Here is an 18,295-nt window from a genome sequence, read left to right on the forward strand (position 1 = left end):
ACCCGCATGACGTATCCCTTCGGCGCCGTCGTCGGCATGGACGACATGCGGCTCGCCCTGCTGCTCAACGCCGTCTCCCCCGCCGTCGGCGGCGTGCTCGTGCGCGGTGAGAAGGGGACGGCGAAGTCGACGACGGTGCGCGCGCTGGCCGCCGTCCTGCCGCCCGTGGACGTCGTCGCCGGCTGCCGGTTCGCCTGCGACCCCGCCGCTCCGGACCCGGCCTGCCCCGACGGCCCGCACGACCCCGGTGCCCGGGGCTCCACGCGCCCGGCGCGGCTGGTCGAGCTGCCGGTGGGCGCCTCCGAGGACCGCGTCGTCGGCTCGCTGGACCTCGAGCGGGCGCTCACCGAGGGCGTCAAGGCCTTCGAGCCGGGGCTGCTGGCCGCCGCGCACCGCGGCGTCCTCTACGTCGACGAGGTCAACCTGCTGCACGACCACCTGGTCGACCTGCTGCTGGACGCCGCCGCGCTGGGCACCGCCTACGTCGAGCGCGAGGGCGTCTCGGTGCGACACGCGGCGCGGTTCCTGCTGGTCGGGACGATGAACCCCGAGGAGGGCGAGCTGCGCCCCCAGCTGCTCGACCGGTTCGGGCTCACCGTCGAGGTCGCCGCGCCCCGCGACCCGGCCGAGCGCGCCGAGGTCGTGCGCCGCCGGTTCGCCCACGACGCCGACCCGGCCGGGTTCGCGGCGACCTGGGCCGACGAGGAGGCCGGGCTGGCGCGCCGCATCGCCGACGCCCGCGCCCGGCTGCCGCACGTCGTCCTCTCCGACGACGCGCTGCGCCAGGTGACCGCCGTCTGCGCCGCCTTCGACGTCGACGGGCTGCGCGCGGACCTGGTCACCGCCCGCGCCGCGATCGCGCACGCCGCCTGGTGCGGCCGCGACGAGGTCACCGAGGACGACGTCCGCGTCGCCGCCCGGCTGGCCCTGCCGCACCGCCGGCGGCGCAACCCGTTCGACGCGCCCGGCCTGGACGACGAGACCCTCGAGCAGGCGCTGGAGGAGTCCCGCCCCGACGAGGACCCGCCCGAGGGCCCCGGCGACGGCGGCGCCCCGCCTCCCCCGCCGCCCGGCCCCTCGGGGGACGGCGGCGCGCAGGAGGCCGCGGGCGCCGACCACCCCGGGTCGTCCCCTCCCTCGACGGCGCCCCGCGGCGAGGGCGGCGGCTCCACCGGGGCGGCCCCGGCCCCCGACCGCGCCGCGGTCGCACCCGCCGACCCGTTCCGCACCCGCCGCCTCGAGGTGCCCGGCGTCGGCGCGTCCGCGTCCGGGCGGCGCTCGCGGGCGCGTGGCGACCGGGGCCGCGTCGTCGGCGCGAACCGCCCGAGCGGCACGGTCACCCGGCTGCACCTGACCGCGACCGTGCTCGCCGCCGCGCCGCACCAGGTCGCCCGCGGCCGCACCGGCCCGGGCCTGCGGATCGCCCGCGAGGACCTCCGCCAGGCCGTGCTCGAGGGCCGCGAGGGCAACCTCGTGCTCTTCGTCGTCGACGCCAGCGGCTCGATGGGCGCTCGCTCGCGGATGGCCGCGGTGAAGGGCGCCGTCCTCTCCCTGCTGCTCGACGCCTACCAGCGGCGGGACAAGGTCGGCCTGGTCACCTTCCGCGGCGCCGAGGCCGAGCTGGCGCTGCCGCCGACCTGGTCGGTGGAGGCCGCCGCGGCCCGGCTCACCGCGCTGCCCACCGGCGGGCGCACCCCGCTGGCGGCCGGACTGCTGCGGGCGCACGAGACGCTGCGGGTGGAGCGGGTCCGCGACCCGCAGCGCCGTCCGCTGCTGGTGGTCGTCACCGACGGGCGGGCCACCGGCGCGCGCGGGTCCACCGCGGTCGCCGACGCGCACGCCGCGGCCGGGGTGCTGGCGGCGGAGGGGACGGCGGCCGTCGTCGTCGACTGCGAGTCCGGTCCGGTGCGCCTCGGCCTGGCCGGCGCGCTGGGGACGGCGCTCGGCGCGCAGACCCTCCGCCTGGAGGAGCTGGCCGCCGAGTCGCTGGTGCAGACCGTGCGCAGCGTGCGGGAGGCGGCCTAGTGGGCGAGGGTGCGAGCTCACCGATGGGCACAGTGCCCCGAGGCACTCGGCCGACGAGCGCCAGCGAGGAGGACTAGTGCCCCAGGGACAGGTGTCCGTCGTCCCGCAGGACGGCCTGACGACGCGGCAGCGCCGCAACCGGCCGCTGCTCGCCGTCCACACCGGTGAGATGAAGGGCAAGTCCACCGCCGCGTTCGGCATGGCGATGCGCGCGTGGAACCAGGGCTGGTCGATCGCGGTCTACCAGTTCGTCAAGAGCGCCAAGTGGCGGGTCGGCGAGGAGAACGCCCTGACGGCGCTGGGCCGGCTGCACGAGCAGACCGGCGAGGGCGGGCCGGTGGTCTGGCACAAGATGGGCTCGGGCTGGAGCTGGTCGCGCCGGCAGGGCACCGAGGTCGACCACGCCGCCGACGCCGCCGAGGGCTGGGCGCAGATCAAGCGCGACCTCGCGGCCGAGGCGCACCGGTTCTACGTCCTCGACGAGTTCACCTACCCGCTGAAGTGGGGCTGGGTGGACGTCGACGACGTCGTCGAGACGCTGACGCACCGGCCGGGCACCCAGCACGTCGTCGTCACCGGCCGGGACGCACCGCCGGCCCTGGTCGAGGCCGCCGACCTGGTCGTGGAGATGACCAAGGTCAAGCACCCGATGGACGCCGGCCAGAAGGGCCAGCGGGGGATCGAGTGGTGAGCGGCGGGGTGGGACGGGTGACCAGCTCGGTCCCGCGCGTGGTCGTCGCCGCCCCGTCGAGCAACGCGGGCAAGACGTCGGTCGCCACCGGGCTGGTCGCCGCCCTGACCGCCCGCGGGCTGGCCGTCTCGCCGCACAAGGTCGGCCCCGACTACATCGACCCCGGCTACACCGGCCTGGCCGCCGGGCGCCCGGGGCGCAACCTCGACCCGGTGCTGGTCGGCGAGGAGCGCGTCGTCCCGCTGTTCCTGCACGGGGCCCGCGGCGCGGACGTCGCCGTCGTCGAGGGGGTCATGGGCCTGTTCGACGGCGCCACGCGGCCGGGCCTGGAACCGGGGTTCGCCTCCACCGCGCACGTGGCCCGGCTGCTGCGCGCCCCGGTGGTGCTGGTCGTCGACGCGAGCGCGCAGGCGCAGAGCGTCGCCGCGCTCGTGCACGGCTTCGCCACCTACGACCCCACCGTGCGGCTCGGCGGCGTGGTGCTCAACCGGGTCGGCAGCGACCGGCACGAGGAGATCCTCCGCGACGCGCTCGGCGGGTCCGGGGTGCCCGTGCTCGGCGCGGTCCGGCGGCTCGCCGAGCTGGGCACGCCGTCGCGCCACCTCGGGCTGGTGCCCGCCGCCGAGCGGTCCGCCGAGGCGCTGGCGACCGTCGGCCGGCTCGGCGAGGTGGTGGCCGGCGCGGTCGACCTGGACGCCGTCCTGCGGCTGGCCCGCAGCGCCCCGGCCCTGGACGCCGTCCCGTGGGACCCCGCCGCCGAGGTCTCCCGGGTGGAGGGCCGGCCGCGGATCGCCGTGGCCGGCGGTGCGGCCTTCACCTTCGGCTACGCGGAGAACGCCGAGCTGCTCGAGGCTGCCGGCGCCGAGGTGGTGACCGTCGACCCGCTGCGCGACGAGTCGCTGCCCGGGGGCACCGCCGGCCTGGTGGTCGGCGGCGGGTTCCCCGAGGTGCACGCCGCGGACCTCTCGGCGAACGAGACGCTGCGGGCGGGCATCGCCGAGCTCGCCGCCCGGGGTGGTCCGGTCGCCGCCGAGTGCGCCGGTCTGCTGTACCTGGCCCGCAGCCTGGACGGCGTCCCGATGTGCGGGGTCCTGCCCACCGACGCGGTCATGTCGCCGCGGCTGACCCTCGGCTACCGGGAGGCCGTCGCGCTCAGCGACTCGGTGCTCGCGCCGGCCGGCACGCGGGTGCGCGGCCACGAGTTCCACCGCACCGTCGCCACCCCGGCCGCCGGTCCCGATCCGGCCTGGCGGTGGACGGGCAGCGATCCGGAGGGCTTCGTCTCGGGGGGCGTGCACGCCTCCTACCTGCACCTGAACTGGGCCGGGTCGCCGGCCCTGGCCGAGCGGTTCGTGTCCGCCTGCGCGGCGGCGACCCTCGCGGGAGGGGTACGGCATGCACATCGCTGAGGGGTTCCTGCCGGCGACGCACGCGATCGGCTGGACGCTGGCCGCAGCACCCTTCGTCGTCCACGGGGCGCGCCAGGTGGTCACCGAGGTGCGCGAGCGCCCGGAGAACACGCTGCTGCTCGGCGCGGCCGGCGCGTTCACCTTCGTGCTCAGCGCGGTGAAGCTGCCGTCGTTCACCGGCAGCTCCAGCCACCCGACGGGCACCGGCGCCGGCGCGGTGCTGTTCCGGCCGCCGGTGATGGCGCTGCTCGGCACGATCGTGCTGCTGTTCCAGGCGCTGCTGCTGGCGCACGGCGGGCTGACCACGCTGGGCGCCAACGCCTTCGCCATGGCGGTGGTCGGGCCGTGGTCCGGGTACGGCGCCTACCGGCTCACCCGGCGCCTGGGTGGCGGCCTGCTGCCGGGGGTGTTCGCCGCGATGGCCGTCGCCGACCTGGCCACCTACGTCACGACGGCCGGGCAGCTCGCCCTCGCGCTGCCCGACGCCGAGACGGGGGTCGCCGGCGCGTTCGTCAAGTTCATCTCCGTCTTCGCGCTCACCCAGGTGCCGCTGGCGGTCGCCGAGGGGCTGCTCGGCGTGCTGCTGTTCCGGGTGCTCACCGTCAACGCCCGCCCCGAGCTCGAGCGCCTCGGCCTGCTGGCACCTGCGCCGGAGCCGACCCGGTGACCCGCTCCCGGCTGGTCACCGCGCTGCTGGTCCTCGGCGTCGTCGCGCTCGTCGCGCTGCCGCTCGTGCTGGACGGCGGGACGGCGGAGTTCTCCGGAACCGACGCCGCGGCCGCCGAGCTCGCCGAGCAGCAGGGCGCACGGCCGTGGTTCGAGTCGGTGTTCTCGCCGTCGTCGGCCGAGGTGGAGTCCGGGCTGTTCGCGCTGCAGGCGGCGCTCGGCGGCGGGGTGCTCGGCTACGTGCTGGGCCGGCTGCGCGGCCGCCGGCCGGCCGAGCGCCCGGAGTCCGAACGGTCCCGGGAGGACGGCGGCTCGTGAGCACGCACCTCCACCGTGATCATCGGCGGGTGGTCACCGGTCGTCGGCGCGTCGGCAGCCACCCGCCGGTGATCACGGAGGCTGCGACGTGACCGGGCTCGCCGTCGACGACGCCGCCTGGGCCAGCGCCTGGCGCCGCCGCTCCCCCGCCGACAAGCTGCTGCTCTGCGGCGGCCTGGTCGTGTGCGCGCTGGCGCTGCCGGCCTGGCCGGGCAGCGTGCTGGTCGGTCTCACCGCCCTCGCCCTCGCCCTCGGCCCGGCCCGGGTGCCCGCCCGCACCTTCGGCCGGGCGGTGCGCTGGCCGCTGGCGTTCATCGCCGTCGGCGCGCTGACCTCGGTGGTCACCGTCGGCACCGACGGCCTGGGCTGGGCGCCGGACGCCGCCGCCCGCGCCGGCTCGCTGGCCGGGCACGCGCTCGCCGGCAGCGCCGCGGTGCTGCTGCTGGCCACCACCACGCCGATGTCGGACCTGCTGCCGGCGCTGCGCGGCCTGCGGGTGCCCGCGGCGGTGGTCGAGGTCGCCGCGGTCACCTACCGGCTGCTGTTCGTGCTGCTGGCCAGCCTGCACACCATCCGCGAGGCGCAGACGGCGCGGATGGGCTACTCGAGCACCGGTCGCGGCTACCGCTCGTCGGGCGCGCTGGCCGCGGCGGTGCTCACCCGCTCCTGGGACCGCGCCCGCCGGATGCAGGAGGGGCTGGCCGGCCGGGGCATGGAGACCGGCCTGCGGGTGCTGCCCGAGGTGCTGCCGTCGTCCCGCGCGTTCGTGGCCGGCACCGTCGCCGGGCTGTCGGCGCTGGTCACGGTGGGCCTGCTCGCATGAGCCACCGGACCCTGACCGCCGAGGGGCTGGTCGCCGGCTACGAGCGCGGCCGCCGGGTGCTCGACGGCGCCTCGCTCACCGTGCCGGCCGGGCGCCGGCTGGCGCTGCTCGGGGCCAACGGCTCGGGCAAAACGACGCTGCTGCGCTGCCTGTCGGGGGCGCTGGAGCCGGCGGCGGGCACGGTCGCCGTCGACGGGGAGCGGCTGCAGCACACCCGCCGGGGCCTGCGCGCGCACCGGCAGGAGGTCCAGCTGGTGCTGCAGGACCCCGACGACCAGCTGTTCAGCGCCTCGGTCGCGCAGGACGTCTCCTTCGGCCCGCTCAACCTGGGCCTGCCCGAGAACGCCGTCCGCGGGCGCGTCGCCGAGGCCCTCGACCTGCTCGGCGTGGCGCACCTGGCCGGCCGGCCCACGCACCAGCTCTCCTACGGCGAGCGCAAACGGGTCGCCATCGCCGGGGCGGTGGCGATGCGCCCGTGCGTGCTGCTGCTCGACGAGCCCACCGCCGGGCTGGATCCGTCGGCGGTGGCCGAGGCGCTGGCCGCGCTGGAGCGGCTGCGGGCGTCGGGGTCGACCGTCGTCATGAGCACCCACGACGTCGACCTGGCGCTGCGCTGGGCCGACGACGTCGCCGTCGTGGTCGACCGGACGGTGGTGCAGGGCGCCCCGGCCGACCTCCTGGCCGACGACGCACTGCTCGCCCGCGCCCGCCTCGACCGGCCGTGGGCGCTGACCGTCGGCGCCCGGCTGCGCGCGCTGGGCCTCCTGCCCGACGGCGCCCTCCCCCGCGACGCGGAGTCGCTGCTGGCCGCGCTGCCCGAGGGGGTGACCCCGTGACCGAGCTCGCGCGGTCTCGCATGGGCACGGCACCGCCGACCACGGAGCTGCCGAGCGCCGGCGAGGAGGCGACGTGATCGTCGGCGTCGGCGCACGACCGGGGGTGGGCGCCGCGGAGGTGCTGGCCGCCGTCGACGCCGTCCTGCCCGCAGGCGCGGACGGCGTGCGGCTGGCCACCCTCGACGCCCGCGCCGCCGAGCCCGGCCTGGTCGAGGCGGCGGCCGCCCGCGGCTGGCCGCTGACCGGGCACCCCGCCGCCGCGCTGGCCGCCGTCCCGGTGCCGTCGCCGTCGGCGCGGGTGGCTGCCGCCGTGGGGACGCCGTCGGTCGCCGAGGCCGCGGCGCTGCTGGGCGGCGGGACGCTGCTGGTGGGCCGCACGGTGGTCGGCCGGGTCACGGTGGCGGTGGCGCGGTGAGCGCCGGAGGCGGGTCCGCGCCGGGTGGGGGGCCGGAGGCCCTCCGGACGGCGCGGACGGGTGAGCTCAGCGCCACGGCGGGACGGCACCCGGATGCGGTGGGAGCCCGGAGGACGACCGAGTCGTCGCACCACCACGGGGAGGCCGACCTCGCGCGGGGCCTGGTCGACCTCGCGGTCACCGCCGCGGACGGCCGCCCGGCCGGGGAGGTGCTGCCCACCGCGGTCCGTCATCCCGCGACCTCGGTGCTCCTCGCCGCCGACCTCGCTGCCATCCTGGACCCCGGGACACCGGCGTTCCAGCACCTGCCCCGCCTCCCCGAGGAGATCCGCTGAGCCGCCCCACCACCCCTGCCCCCTTCGCCGGCACCCTGCTGGGCGAGACGATCGCCGCGGTCGCGCCGAGGGACGCCGCCGCCGAGCGCGCCGCCCGCGACCGCCTGGACCGGATGACCAAGCCGCCGGGCTCGCTGGGCGTGCTCGAGGACGTCGCCGCGCAGCTGGCCGGCACCGCGGGCGCCTGCCCGCCGCCGCTGCCCACGCCGGCCGCGGTCGCGGTCTTCGCCGGCGACCACGGGGTCCACGCGCAGGGTGTCACCCCGTGGCCGCAGGAGGTCACCGCGCAGATGGTGGCCAACTTCGCCCGCGGCGGCGCGGTCGTCAACGCGTTCGCCGCCCAGCTCGGGGCCGACGTCGTCGTGGTGGACGTCGGGGTCGCGACGCCGTACGCGGTCGAGGTCAGCCCCGCGCTGCTGTCCCGCAAGGTCAGGTCCGGCACCGCCGACCTCGCCGTCGGCCCGGCCATGACGCTCGACGAGGCGCGGCGGGCGGTCGAGGTCGGCATCGAGGTGGCCACCGAGCTGGCCGCGGACCACGCCTGCCTGGTCACCGGCGACATGGGCATCACCAACACCACGGCGTCGGCGGCGCTGGTCTGCGCGTTCACCGGCGCGACGCCGGCCGCGGCGACCGGGCGCGGCACCGGGGTCGACGACCCGACGCTGGCCCGCAAGGTCGGGGTGGTCGGCCGTGCGGTGGCCCGCGTGCCCGAGCGGCCGTCGACGTCGGAGGCCGCGCTGGCCGCGCTGGCGGAGGTCGGCGGCCTGGAGCACGCCGCGCTCGCCGGGTTCGTGCTCGGTGCCGCCGCGGCGCGGGTGCCGGTGCTGCTGGACGGCGTGATCGCGGGGTCCGCGGCGCTGGTCGCGGCCGCGCTGTGCCCGGCGGCGCTGGAGCACGCGCTGGCCGGCCACACCTCGGCCGAGCCGGGGCACGCCCTGGCGCTGCGGGCACTGGGCCTGCGCCCGCTGCTCGGCCTGGACCTGCGCCTGGGCGAGGGCACCGGCGCCCTGCTGGCGCTGCCGCTGGTGGCCAGCGCGGCGCGGGCGCTGCGCGAGGTGGCGACGTTCGACTCGGCCGGTGTGACGGAGAAGTCGTGAGCGACCTCGCGAGCTCACGCGTGGGCTCAGCAGCGCCGCTCGCGGCCGCGACGAGCGCCAACGAGGAGCGACCGTGAGCGCCACCCCGGTCGACCCCGCGAGCGGGGTGGTCTACCCGGTCGGGCTGCGGCTGCTGGACCGGGAGGTGGTCGTCGTGGGCGGCGGGCAGGTGGCGCACCGCCGCGTCGCCGGGCTGCTGGAGGCCCGCGCGCGGGTCACGGTGGTCAGCCCCGAGGTGACGCCGGCGCTGGAGGCGCTGGTCGGCCCGGGCGCGGTCACCTGGCTGCGCCGCCGGTACGAGCCCGGTGACCTGGACGGCGCCTGGTACGCGGTGGCCGCGACCGACGACCCGGCGGTGAACGAGGCGGTCGCCGAGGAGGCCGAGCGGGCGCGGGTGTTCTGCGCCCGCGCCGACGACCGGGCGGCGTCCAGCGTGTGGACCCCGGCGGTCGGCCGGCAGGGCGACCTCGTCGTGGGGGTGCACGGCGGCGGGGATCCGCAGCGCGCGGTGGGCGTGCGGGACGCCGTCCTGGCCGGGCTGACCGACGGCTCGATCCGCGACCGGGCGGCGCGCGAGGTCCCCGGCGGGCGGCCCGGCTCCGTCGTGCTCGTCGGGGGCGGGCCGGGCGACCCCGGGCTGATCACCGTGCGCGGCCAGCAGGCGGTGTCGCAGGCCGACGTCGTCGTCGCCGACCACCTCGCGCCGCAGTCCCTGCTGGCGTCGCTGCCCGCGGAGGTGGAGGTCATCGACGCCTCGAAGCTGCCGCGCGGCCGGTACATGGCGCAGGAGCAGATCAACGCGCTGCTGGTCGAGCACGCCCGGGCGGGCAGGCGGGTGGTGCGGCTCAAGGGCGGCGACCCGTTCGTCTTCGGCCGCGGCATGGAGGAGCTCGAGGCCTGTGTCTCCGCCGGTGTGCCGGTCGAGGTGGTGCCCGGGGTGACGTCGGCGATCGGCGTCCCCGGACTGGCCGGCATCCCGGTCACCCACCGCGGGCTGACCCACGAGTTCGTCGTGGTCTCCGGGCACGTGCCACCGGGGCACCCGCAGTCGCTGGTCGACTGGGAGGCGCTGGGGCGGCTGCGCGGCACGGTCGTCGTCCTCATGGGCGTGGACACCGCCCCGGCGATCGCGGCGGCGCTGGTCGAGCACGGCCGGACGCCGGAGACGCCGGTGGCCGTCGTCGCCGACGGGTCGACACCGACCCAGCGCACGGTGCGCACCACCCTGGCCGGACTGGCGCAGACCCTCGCCGACCAGGACATCCGCCCGCCGGCCGTCTGGGTGGTCGGCGAGGTCGTGCGGCTCTCCGCGGACCTCCTCCAGCAGCGCTGACGACGGGTCCCGCCGGCGTCCCCGCGGGAACGCCGGCCCCATGTCTCACAGTCAGGCGACGGCGACCAGCCTCCCGGTGTCCCCCGCGTTCTCGGCGGCGAGACGGCGTTCGAGGTCCCGGTTGGCCAGCAGGACCCCGACCACGTAGGCGAGGTCCGTCGGCTCGCCGTTGACGTGCACCGCGTCGGGCAGGTCCGGTCGCTGGTCGGGAAGAGCAGCCGGGTGATCGACGCGGTGGGTGCTCCATCCCCGGGGCTGCGGGGCGGCTCCGCGGCCCCCGGACGGCGTCCGGCGGGCTACGGCCGGGGCCCGGCCGCTCCGTCGTCGTCCGGCAGGGGCGTCAGGCCGACGGTGTAGGACGCCATCGACAGCGAGCCGTCGGCGAACCCGTCGACCAGCAGCTCGGCCGTCGTGCCGGTCGCCCCCGCCATCCCGGCGACGTAGAGCAGCGGCAGGAAGTGGTCGGGGGTGGGGACGGCGAGGCCGGCGTCCGGGTGCCCGTCGAGGGCGGCGACCTCGGTCGGCCGCTCGAGCACGACCTCCCGCACCGCCTCGTCGAAGCGCTGCGCCCAGTCGTACCCGGTGTCGGGCATGGCGCGGCTGACCGCGCGCAGGTTGTGGACGACGTTGCCGCTGCCGATCACCAGCACGCCGTCCTCCCGCAGCGGGGCGAGGGCGGCGCCCAGGCGCAGGTGGTGCTCGGCCGGCTCGAGCGCGTTGACCGACAGCTGCACGACCGGCACGTCCGCGTCGGGGACGACGTGCCGCAGCACCGACCAGGCGCCGTGGTCGAAGCCCCAGCTGTCGAGGTCGGCGCCCACCCAGGTCGGGTGGACCAGGTCGGCGACCTCCTCGTACAGCGAGGGCAGCCCGGGCGCGTCGTAGCGGACGTCGTAGAGCGCGCGCGGGAAGCCGAAGAAGTCGTGGATCGTGCGCGGCCGCGGCATCGCGGTCACCGCGGTCGCGTGCACGAACCAGTGCGCCGAGACCACCAGGACCGCCCGCGGGCGCGGCACGGCCTGCCCGAACGCGCGCCAGGCCCGGGTGTAGCGGTTGTCCTCGATGGCGTTCACCGGGTTGCCGTGGCCGAGGAACGCAGCCGGCATCAGCCCCACGCGGTGATCTTCTCCCGCACCCGGCCGCCGTGCGACACGGGGACGCCACCCGGCGTCCGGCGCAGCGCTCCCTGCGCGTCGGTCCCGGCGGTCACCCCGCGTTCGAGACCGGCGGCACCCGCCGCAGCGCCGGGGACAGCAGCCGCGCCCCCGGCCCCTCGGCGCCCCGGACGTCGCCGGGGTTGTACAGCGCGCACCGGGTCAGCGACAGGCAGCCGCAGCCGATGCACGACGACAGCCCGTCGCGCAACTGCTGCAGGGCCCGGATCCGCTCGTCGAGCCGGTCCCGCCACGACTCCGAGAGCCGGGCCCAGTCGCGGGCCGACGGCGTGCGCCCGTCGGGCAGCGTGGCCAGCGCCTCGCGGATCTCCGGCAGCGTCAGCCCGACGTTCTGCGCGGCCCGGACGAACGCCAGCCGGCGCAGCACGCTGCGCGGGAAGCGCCGCGCGCCGCCGGGCGTCCGGGTGGCCGTGACCAGACCCTGCGCCTCGTAGTAGCGCAGCGCGGAGACCGCCATCCCCGACCGCTCGGCCACCTGCCCGATGGTCAGCAGCCCGTCCACCACGCCTCCCCTTGACCTCAAGTCGACTTGAGGTACGACGGTAGCGCCATGACACCTCCCACCGCACTCGTCACGGGGGCCTCCCGCGGCCTGGGCGCCGCCCTCGCCGAGGCCCTGAGCCGCCGTGGCTGGCGGCTCGTCGTCGACGGCCGCACCCCCGACCGGCTGGCCGCCGCCGTCGCCGCGCTGCCCCGCCCGGACCTGGTCACCGCCGTCCCCGGCGACGTGGCCGACCCCGCCCACCGCGCCGCGCTCGCCGCCGCCGTCGGCGACCGGCTCGACCTGCTGGTCAACAACGCCAGCGAGCTCGGCCCGACCCCGCTCCCCGGGCTGGCCGACCTGCCGCCCGCGGCCCTCGAGCGGGTGCTCGCGGTGAACACCGTCGCCCCGCTCGCCCTGGTCCAGGCGGTGCTGCCGGCCCTCGAGCGGGCCGGCGGGGTGGTGCTCGACGTCAGCAGCGACGCCGCGGTCGAGGCCTACGAGGGCTGGGGCGGGTACGGCGCGAGCAAGGCCGCCCTCGACCAGCTCAGCGCCGTCCTCGCCGTCGAGCACCCGGCGCTGCGGGTGTACGCCGTCGACCCGGGCGACATGGCCACCGACATGCACCGCGCGGCCGACCCCGACGCGACGGGGCTGCCCGAACCGGCGGCCGTCGTCCCCGCGCTGCTCCGGCTCGTGGACGAGGCTCTGCCGAGCGGCCGCTACCGCGCCGCGGACCTGGCCGTCCCGGCGGGGGCCGGCCGGTGACCGCGCGCGCCATGGGTGCCGAGGCGGCCGCACCGCCGGAGCGCCGGGGCCTGGCCCGCGACGGCGTGCGGCTGATGACGGTCCGGCCCGACGGGATCACCGAGACGGTCTTCCGCGACCTGCCCGAGCTGCTCGAGCCCGGCGACCTCGTCGTCGTCAACACCTCGGCGACGCTGCCCGCGCGCCTCGACGTCCGGCGGGCCGACGGTGTCCGCGCCCCGCTGCACGTGGCCACCACGCTGGACGACGGCGACTGGGTCGTGGAGCTGCGCCGTCCGGGCAACGACGGCCCCGACCGAGGCGTGGAGCCCGGGACGCTGCTCGACCTGCCCGGCGCCGTCCGGCTGCGGCTGGTCGAGGCCTTCCCGGCACCGGCGCGGGCGTCGCGGCTGTGGCGGGCCCGCCCCGACCCGGCCGTCCCCGCCGCCGAGCACCTGCAGCGGCACGGCGTGCCGATCCGCTACGGCTACCTCGGTGCCGCCGTCCCGCTGGCCGACGCGCAGAACGTCTACGCCACCGAACCCGGCAGCGCGGAGAACGCCAGCGCCGGGCGGCCGTTCACCGACCGGGTGCTGGTGCGGCTGATGGCCCGCGGCGTCCCCGTCGTCCCGGTCGTGCTGCACGCCGGCGTATCCAGCCCCGAGCTGCACGAGCCGCCGGCGCCGGAGCGCTACCGGGTGCCCGAGGTCACCGCCCGGCTGGTCAACGCGACGCGCGCCGCCGGGAGCCGGGTCGTCGCCGTGGGGACGACGGTCACCCGCGCACTGGAGACGGCGACCGGCGAGGACGGCGTCACCCGTCCGGCCGCCGGCTGGACCGACCTGGTGCTCGGCCCCGACCGCCCCGCCCGGGTCGTCACCGGCCTGCTCACCGGGCTGCACGCGCCCGACGCCAGCCACCTGCTGCTGCTCGAGTCGGTGGCGGGCCGCGAGCTGGTCGACCGGGCCTACGCGCGGGCCGTCGCCGGCGGCTACCTGTGGCACGAGTTCGGTGACACGATGCTGTTCCTGCCGTGATCGGGGAGCCGGGGATCGAGACGCTGGTCCGCGCCGAGGGGCCGCAGGGCGAGGTGGCCCTCCGCCGGCGCACCACCGACGCCGGCGGCACGCACCTCGAGCTGGTCGTCGACGGCGTCTTCGCGATGGACGACGTCGACACCACGACCGAGCGCGCCCTGGCCACCGAGGCGCTGCGCCGTCTGCCGGGACGGGACCTGCGGGTGCTCGTCGGCGGGCTCGGCCTGGGGTGGACGGCGGCCACCGCGCTCGCCGAGCCGCGGGTCGGCGCCGTCGAGGTGGCCGAGCTGCACGCGCCCCTGGTGCGGTGGGCCGAGGAGGGCAGGCTCCCGGCGCTCCTCCCCGGCGACCCCCGGCTGCGGGTGCGCACCGGGGACGTCGCCGACGTCCTGGCCGAGCGCGACGGCCGGTGGGACGCCGTCCTGCTCGACGTCGACAACGGGCCGGGCTTCCTCGTGCACCGGTCGAACGACGCGCTCTACCGCCCGGCCGGGCTGGCCGGCGCGGTGGCGGCGCTGCGCCCCCGCGGCGTCCTGGCGATCTGGTCGAGCTCCCCGGCGCCGCGGCTGCGGGAGGCGCTGGCCCGGCTGCCCACGACGGCGGACGCCGAGGAGCTGCTGCTGCCGGTGACCCGCGACGGACACGCGTTCACCTACGCGGTCGTGCTGGCCCGCCGCTCGGCTGCCGGGTGAGCCGGAGGCGGCGTCCCGGCCCGGCCTCCTTCCCCGGGTGGCGGCCCACCAACCGGGGAACGAGGCTGGGGACGCCGGAGCAGACGGCGCCCTCCGGGCTCGGGAGGCGGACGTGCCAGGGACGTGGCTGCTGGGCAGCGGGGTGACCACCGACGGGGACGGCGACGGCGGGCCGGGCGGCGCCCGCGCGGTGCTGCTGGGCCTGCGCGACGGCGGCGCCGGCGCGACCGACCCGCTCGACGAGCTGGAGCGGTTGGCCGAGACCGACGGGGTCGCCGTCGTCGGCCGGCTGGTGCAGCCGCGCGACCGGCCCGACCCGGCGACCTACCTGGGCTCGGGCAAGGTGGCCGAGCTCGCCGACCTGGTGCGCGACCGCGACGCCGGCCTGGTCATCGCCGACGGCGAGCTCTCCCCCGCGCAGGTGCGCAACCTCGAGGACCGGCTCGGCGCGCGGGTGGTCGACCGCACCGCCCTGATCCTCGACATCTTCGCCCAGCACGCGCGCAGCTCCGAGGGCAAGGCGCAGGTGGAGCTGGCCCAGCTGGCCTACCAGCTGCCGCGGCTGACCGGGCACGGCGTGGAGCTGTCGCGAGTCGGCGGCGGGCGCAGCGCGGGGGCCGCGGGCACCGGCGTCCGCGGCCCCGGTGAGCAGCAGCTGGAGACCCGGCGCCGGCACCTGCGGCGGCGGATGACGGCGCTGCGCCGGCAGGTGCAGGAGACCGCGCGGCGGCGGGAGCGCACCCGCTCGCGGCGGCGGCGCAACCGGGTGCCGTCGGTCGCGCTCACCGGCTACACCAACGCGGGGAAGTCGGCGCTGATGAACCGGCTGGCCGGCACCGACGTCCTGGTGCAGGACGCGCTGTTCGCCACGCTCGACCCGACGGTCCGCCGCACCCAGGCACCCGACGGCCGGCCGTACACGCTCTCCGACACCGTCGGGTTCGTCCGCCACCTGCCGCACCAGCTGGTCGACGCCTTCCGCTCGACGCTCGAGGAGGTGGTCGAGGCCGACCTGGTGCTGCACGTCGTCGACGCCTCGGCGGCCGACGCGATGGACCAGGTGACCGCCGTGCGCGGGGTGCTCTACGAGATCGGCGCCCGCGACCACCCCGAGCTGCTGGCGCTGAACAAGGTGGACGTCGCGCCGCCGGGCTGGCTGTCGGCGCTGCGCACGGCCTACCCCGACGCCGTCCCGGTGTCCGCGCTCACCGGTGAGGGGGTCGAGGACCTGCGGCAGGCGATCGCCGAGCGGCTGGACGGCTAGCGCATCCGCGCGGCGGTGTCCTCCAGCAGCACCTGGCGCTCGGCCGCGGGCCGGCGCGGGCAGGAGGTGCACAGCGGCTCGGGCGGCAGCCGGTAGAGCAGGCAGCACGACACCCGCCGGGTGAAGCGCACACCGGCGACGTCGACGTAGCGGGGCGACGGCAGCGGCGGCCCGACGGCGGCCGCCAGCGGGGCGGCCAGCGCGGTGACCCGCCGCTCGTCCCCCAGCGCCCGCCCCAGGGCGAGCAGCCGGTTGGCCAGCGAGTCGGTGGCGATCGCCCACAGCGGCCGGGCCCGCACCCGGCCGGCCGCGGCCACGGCGTCGACCACCGCGGAGAGGCTCTCCCGCAGCTCCGCGGCGGTGTCCGTGCCCGGTGCGGACGACGTGGCGGCGATCGGGGTCCCGCCCCCGAGCAGGGCCACCGAGGTGTCGGCCAGCCGCGCCGACAGCGGCAGCCCGGTGGCCAGCCCGGCCAGGGCCGGCGTGAGCAGCACCGAGGACGCCGAGTACCACCACACGGTGGCCAGCACCCGCCGGTCGTCGGAGGCGTACCGCGCCCCGAGCGCGGCCAGCCGGTCGGCGGTCCAGCCGGCGTCGGCGAAGAGCGCGGCGGGGACGGCGGGCGCAGCCGGCGGCGCGAGCAGACCGAGCGCCGCCGCACCCGGCACCCGCGCGGCCACCGCCGCCTGTCCCCCTGCCGTCACCCGGCCAGTCTGGCCGCCGCGCGCCAACCGGACCACGCGCTCCGGTGCGCCGACGTTGCGCCGGGCAGACGTGGAGCGTCGTGGGCCATACGGTGTGGCAGAGAGCACTCCGCGTCGCGCTGCTGCCGGGACGCCGGGTGCCCACCGCGACGACCGGACACAGGACAGGCGTCGACGACGACGCCACGGAGCAGGAGGAGTCGCATGAGCGAGTCGACCGAGCTGGAGGGCCGCCGGTTCCCGGTGCCGGAGGAGCTGGCGGCACAGGCCAACGTGGGTCCCGACGTCTACGAGCGGGCGGCGCAGGACCGGCTGGGCTTCTGGGCCGAGGCGGCCGACCGGCTGACCTGGGCGCAGAGGTGGGACGAGGTCCTGGACTGGAGCAACCCGCCCTTCGCCAAGTGGTTCGTCGGCGGCAAGCTCAACGTCGCCTACAACTGCGTCGACCGGCACGTCGAGGCCGGCCACGGGGAGCAGGTCGCCTACCACTGGGAGGGCGAGCCGGGCGACACCCGCACGATCACCTACGCCCAGCTCAAGGACGAGGTCTGCAAGGCCGCGAACGCGCTGGTGGAGCTCGGCGTGCAGACCGGCGACCGGGTGGCCATCTACATGCCGATGATCCCGGAGGCGGTCGTCGCGATGCTGGCCTGCGCCCGCATCGGCGCCGTCCACATGGTCGTGTTCGGCGGGTTCTCCTCCGACGCGCTGGCCAGCCGGATCACCGACTCCGGCGCCGTCCTGGTGATCACCGCCGACGGCGGCTACCGGCGCGGCGCCCCGAGCGCGCTCAAGCCGGCGGTGGACGAGGCGGTCGGCCGCACCCAGAGCGTCCGCAACGTGCTCGTCGTCCGGCGGACCGAGCAGGACGTCGAGTGGACCGAGGGCCGCGACCTGTGGTGGCACGACGTCGTCGACCGGCAGTCGACCGAGCACACGGCCGAGGCGTTCGACGCCGAGCACCCGCTCTACATCATGTACACGTCGGGGACGACGGCGTCGCCGAAGGGCATCCTGCACACCTCCGGCGGGTACCTCACGCAGGTCGCCTACTCGCACTGGGCGTCCTTCGACCTCAAGGCCGACACCGACGTCTTCTGGACCTCGGCCGACATCGGCTGGGTCACCGGCCACAGCTACATCGTCTACGGGCCGCTGGCCAACCGGGCCACCTCGATCATGTACGAGGGGACCCCGGAGACCCCGCACCGCGGCCGCTGGTTCGAGCTCATCGAGAAGTACAAGGTCACGATCCTCTACACCGCGCCCACGGTCATCCGGACCTTCATGAAGTGGGGCGAGGACATCCCGGCGAAGTTCGACCTGTCCTCGCTGCGGGTCCTCGGTTCGGTCGGTGAGCCGATCAACCCCGAGGCGTGGCTCTGGTACCACGAGCACATCGGCGGCGGCCGCTGCCCGATCGTGGACACCTGGTGGCAGACCGAGACCGGCGCGCACATGATCAACCCGCTGCCCGGCGTGACGAGCCTCAAGCCCGGCTCCGCGCAGACGCCCTTCCCCGGCATCTCGGCCAAGGTCGTCGACGACGAGGGCAACGAGCTCGGCGACGACACCACCGGGCTGCTGGTGCTCACCGAGCCGTGGCCGTCGATGCTGCGCACCATCTGGGGCGACGACGACCGCTACGTCGACACCTACTGGTCGCGGTTCGGCAAGGAGGTCTACTTCGCCGGGGACGGCGCCAAGAAGGACGCCGACGGTGACATCTGGCTGCTCGGCCGGGTGGACGACGTCATGAACGTGTCGGGCCACCGCATCTCCACCACCGAGGTCGAGTCCTCGCTGGTCGCGCACCCCACCGTCGCCGAGGCGGCGGTCGTCGGCGCCAGCGACCCGACCACCGGTCAGGGCATCGTCGCCTTCGTCATCCTCCGCGGGAACGCCGAGGACTCCGGCGACGAGCTCGTCCAGCAGCTGCGCACCCACGTGGCCAAGGACATCGGCCCGATCGCCAAGCCGCGCCAGATCATGGTCGTGCAGGAGCTGCCCAAGACCCGCTCGGGCAAGATCATGCGCCGGCTGCTGAGGGACATCGCCGAGAACCGCGAGCTCGGTGACGTCACGACGCTCACCGACTCCTCGGTGATGAACCTGATCAAGGACAAGCTGCCGGCCAGCTCGTCGTCCGACGACTGAGCACGTCGTCGGCCTCCGGCCGACACCGCGGCCAGGAGCCGTCCCCGACGATGCGGAGCCCACTCGGCCGCTCGTCGGGGACCCTCC

General features: G+C 77.2%; 20 protein-coding genes. 16 read left to right on the plus strand and 4 right to left on the minus strand.

The genetic code is table 11. The annotated features are described in order from the left end of the window. Positions 1-6 precede the first annotated feature (6 nt). The 11 genes from BLS21_RS13135 (at position 7) to cobA (ending at position 9,951) form a co-directional block, all read left to right on the plus strand. Positions 7-2,025, plus strand: a complete 2,019-nt coding sequence (locus BLS21_RS13135; RefSeq protein WP_091218867.1) for a putative cobaltochelatase — start codon at positions 7-9, stop codon at positions 2,023-2,025. 76 nt (positions 2,026-2,101) lie between these two features. Next, positions 2,102-2,716 (plus strand): cob(I)yrinic acid a,c-diamide adenosyltransferase, encoded by a 615-nt coding sequence (gene cobO / locus BLS21_RS13140; RefSeq protein WP_091218869.1) that lies wholly within the window; start codon positions 2,102-2,104, stop codon positions 2,714-2,716. Positions 2,717-2,733: 17 nt separating this feature from the next. Further along, positions 2,734-4,125 (plus strand): cobyrinic acid a,c-diamide synthase CobB, encoded by a 1,392-nt coding sequence (locus tag BLS21_RS13145; protein ID WP_091218873.1) that lies wholly within the window; start codon positions 2,734-2,736, stop codon positions 4,123-4,125. Next, positions 4,112-4,792, plus strand: a complete 681-nt coding sequence (locus BLS21_RS13150) for an energy-coupling factor ABC transporter permease (RefSeq protein ID WP_091218876.1) — start codon at positions 4,112-4,114, stop codon at positions 4,790-4,792. The genes BLS21_RS13145 and BLS21_RS13150 overlap by 14 nt, the downstream gene beginning before the upstream one ends. After that, entirely contained in the window at positions 4,789-5,109 is a 321-nt protein-coding gene (locus BLS21_RS13155) for an energy-coupling factor ABC transporter substrate-binding protein (protein ID WP_091218879.1), read from the plus strand. Before BLS21_RS13150 ends, BLS21_RS13155 begins: the two co-directional genes overlap by 4 nt. A gap of 88 nt (positions 5,110-5,197) precedes the next feature. Beyond that, complete coding sequence (gene cbiQ / locus BLS21_RS13160; RefSeq protein ID WP_091218881.1) at positions 5,198-5,932, plus strand: cobalt ECF transporter T component CbiQ; 735 nt, start codon at positions 5,198-5,200, stop codon at positions 5,930-5,932. Then, entirely contained in the window at positions 5,929-6,768 is an 840-nt protein-coding gene (locus BLS21_RS13165; RefSeq protein ID WP_091218884.1) for an energy-coupling factor ABC transporter ATP-binding protein, read from the plus strand. Before cbiQ ends, BLS21_RS13165 begins: the two co-directional genes overlap by 4 nt. A gap of 73 nt (positions 6,769-6,841) precedes the next feature. Continuing rightward, a complete protein-coding gene (locus tag BLS21_RS13170; RefSeq protein ID WP_091218887.1) occupies positions 6,842-7,183 on the plus strand; it encodes a cobalamin biosynthesis protein in 342 nt (113 codons plus the stop codon). A 98-nt stretch (positions 7,184-7,281) separates the two neighbouring features. Beyond that, positions 7,282-7,518 (plus strand): hypothetical protein, encoded by a 237-nt coding sequence (locus BLS21_RS13175; RefSeq protein WP_091218889.1) that lies wholly within the window; start codon positions 7,282-7,284, stop codon positions 7,516-7,518. A 50-nt stretch (positions 7,519-7,568) separates the two neighbouring features. Further along, positions 7,569-8,618 (plus strand): nicotinate-nucleotide--dimethylbenzimidazole phosphoribosyltransferase, encoded by a 1,050-nt coding sequence (gene cobT, locus BLS21_RS13180; protein ID WP_245700406.1) that lies wholly within the window; start codon positions 7,569-7,571, stop codon positions 8,616-8,618. Positions 8,619-8,691: 73 nt separating this feature from the next. Then, positions 8,692-9,951 (plus strand): uroporphyrinogen-III C-methyltransferase, encoded by a 1,260-nt coding sequence (cobA, locus tag BLS21_RS13185; RefSeq protein ID WP_091218895.1) that lies wholly within the window; start codon positions 8,692-8,694, stop codon positions 9,949-9,951. A 51-nt stretch (positions 9,952-10,002) separates the two neighbouring features. Here cobA and BLS21_RS26225 read toward each other — a convergent pair whose 3' ends face one another. The 3 genes from BLS21_RS26225 to soxR form a co-directional block, all read right to left on the minus strand. Beyond that, positions 10,003-10,131: a hypothetical protein gene (locus tag BLS21_RS26225; RefSeq protein ID WP_281241937.1), complete on the minus strand. Its 129-nt coding sequence runs from the start codon at positions 10,129-10,131 to the stop codon at positions 10,003-10,005. 116 nt (positions 10,132-10,247) lie between these two features. After that, on the minus strand, positions 10,248-11,057 hold the full coding sequence (gene ygiD, locus BLS21_RS13190) for a 4,5-DOPA-extradiol-dioxygenase (protein WP_091219206.1): 810 nt from the start codon (positions 11,055-11,057) through the stop codon (positions 10,248-10,250). A gap of 100 nt (positions 11,058-11,157) precedes the next feature. After that, positions 11,158-11,628, minus strand: a complete 471-nt coding sequence (soxR, locus tag BLS21_RS13195) for a redox-sensitive transcriptional activator SoxR (protein ID WP_091218898.1) — start codon at positions 11,626-11,628, stop codon at positions 11,158-11,160. A 48-nt stretch (positions 11,629-11,676) separates the two neighbouring features. On the opposite strand from soxR, the gene BLS21_RS13200 reads away from it, so the two are divergent. From BLS21_RS13200 to hflX, 4 genes are all read left to right on the plus strand, one after another. Next, a complete protein-coding gene (locus BLS21_RS13200) occupies positions 11,677-12,375 on the plus strand; it encodes an SDR family NAD(P)-dependent oxidoreductase (RefSeq protein ID WP_091218902.1) in 699 nt (232 codons plus the stop codon). After that, a complete protein-coding gene (locus BLS21_RS13205; RefSeq protein WP_091218904.1) occupies positions 12,372-13,391 on the plus strand; it encodes an S-adenosylmethionine:tRNA ribosyltransferase-isomerase in 1,020 nt (339 codons plus the stop codon). Before BLS21_RS13200 ends, BLS21_RS13205 begins: the two co-directional genes overlap by 4 nt. Next, positions 13,388-14,083 carry a polyamine aminopropyltransferase gene (locus BLS21_RS13210; RefSeq protein WP_091218907.1) on the plus strand — a complete coding sequence of 232 codons (696 nt, stop codon included), beginning with the start codon at positions 13,388-13,390 and terminating at the stop codon, positions 14,081-14,083. The genes BLS21_RS13205 and BLS21_RS13210 overlap by 4 nt, the downstream gene beginning before the upstream one ends. Before the next feature lie 112 nt (positions 14,084-14,195). Further along, the gene (gene hflX, locus BLS21_RS13215) at positions 14,196-15,347 is read left to right on the plus strand and encodes a GTPase HflX (protein ID WP_091218909.1); all 1,152 of its coding nucleotides are present in this window, start codon (positions 14,196-14,198) and stop codon (positions 15,345-15,347) included. On the opposite strand, the gene BLS21_RS13220 is transcribed toward hflX, so the two are convergent. Then, entirely contained in the window at positions 15,344-16,051 is a 708-nt protein-coding gene (locus BLS21_RS13220) for a (2Fe-2S)-binding protein (RefSeq protein WP_175479558.1), read from the minus strand. The two genes, hflX and BLS21_RS13220, sit on opposite strands and share 4 nt — an antisense overlap. A gap of 204 nt (positions 16,052-16,255) precedes the next feature. On the opposite strand from BLS21_RS13220, the gene acs reads away from it, so the two are divergent. Beyond that, positions 16,256-18,208: an acetate--CoA ligase gene (gene acs / locus BLS21_RS13225; protein WP_091218915.1), complete on the plus strand. Its 1,953-nt coding sequence runs from the start codon at positions 16,256-16,258 to the stop codon at positions 18,206-18,208. Positions 18,209-18,295: the final 87 nt, after the last annotated feature.

This window comes from Geodermatophilus siccatus, assembly GCF_900103785.1.
Taxonomy (GTDB): Bacteria; Actinomycetota; Actinomycetes; order Mycobacteriales; family Geodermatophilaceae; genus Geodermatophilus; species Geodermatophilus siccatus.

Coding starts and splice junctions, on each gene's coding strand:
- BLS21_RS13135 (WP_091218867.1), top strand. CDS start 7: ATGACGTATCCCTTCGGCGCCGTCGTCGGCATGGACGACATGCGGCTC.
- BLS21_RS13150 (WP_091218876.1), top strand. CDS start 4,112: ATGCACATCGCTGAGGGGTTCCTGCCGGCGACGCACGCGATCGGCTGG.
- BLS21_RS13165 (WP_091218884.1), top strand. CDS start 5,929: ATGAGCCACCGGACCCTGACCGCCGAGGGGCTGGTCGCCGGCTACGAG.
- ygiD (WP_091219206.1), bottom strand. CDS start 11,057: ATGCCGGCTGCGTTCCTCGGCCACGGCAACCCGGTGAACGCCATCGAG.
- BLS21_RS13200 (WP_091218902.1), top strand. CDS start 11,677: ATGACACCTCCCACCGCACTCGTCACGGGGGCCTCCCGCGGCCTGGGC.
- acs (WP_091218915.1), top strand. CDS start 16,256: ATGAGCGAGTCGACCGAGCTGGAGGGCCGCCGGTTCCCGGTGCCGGAG.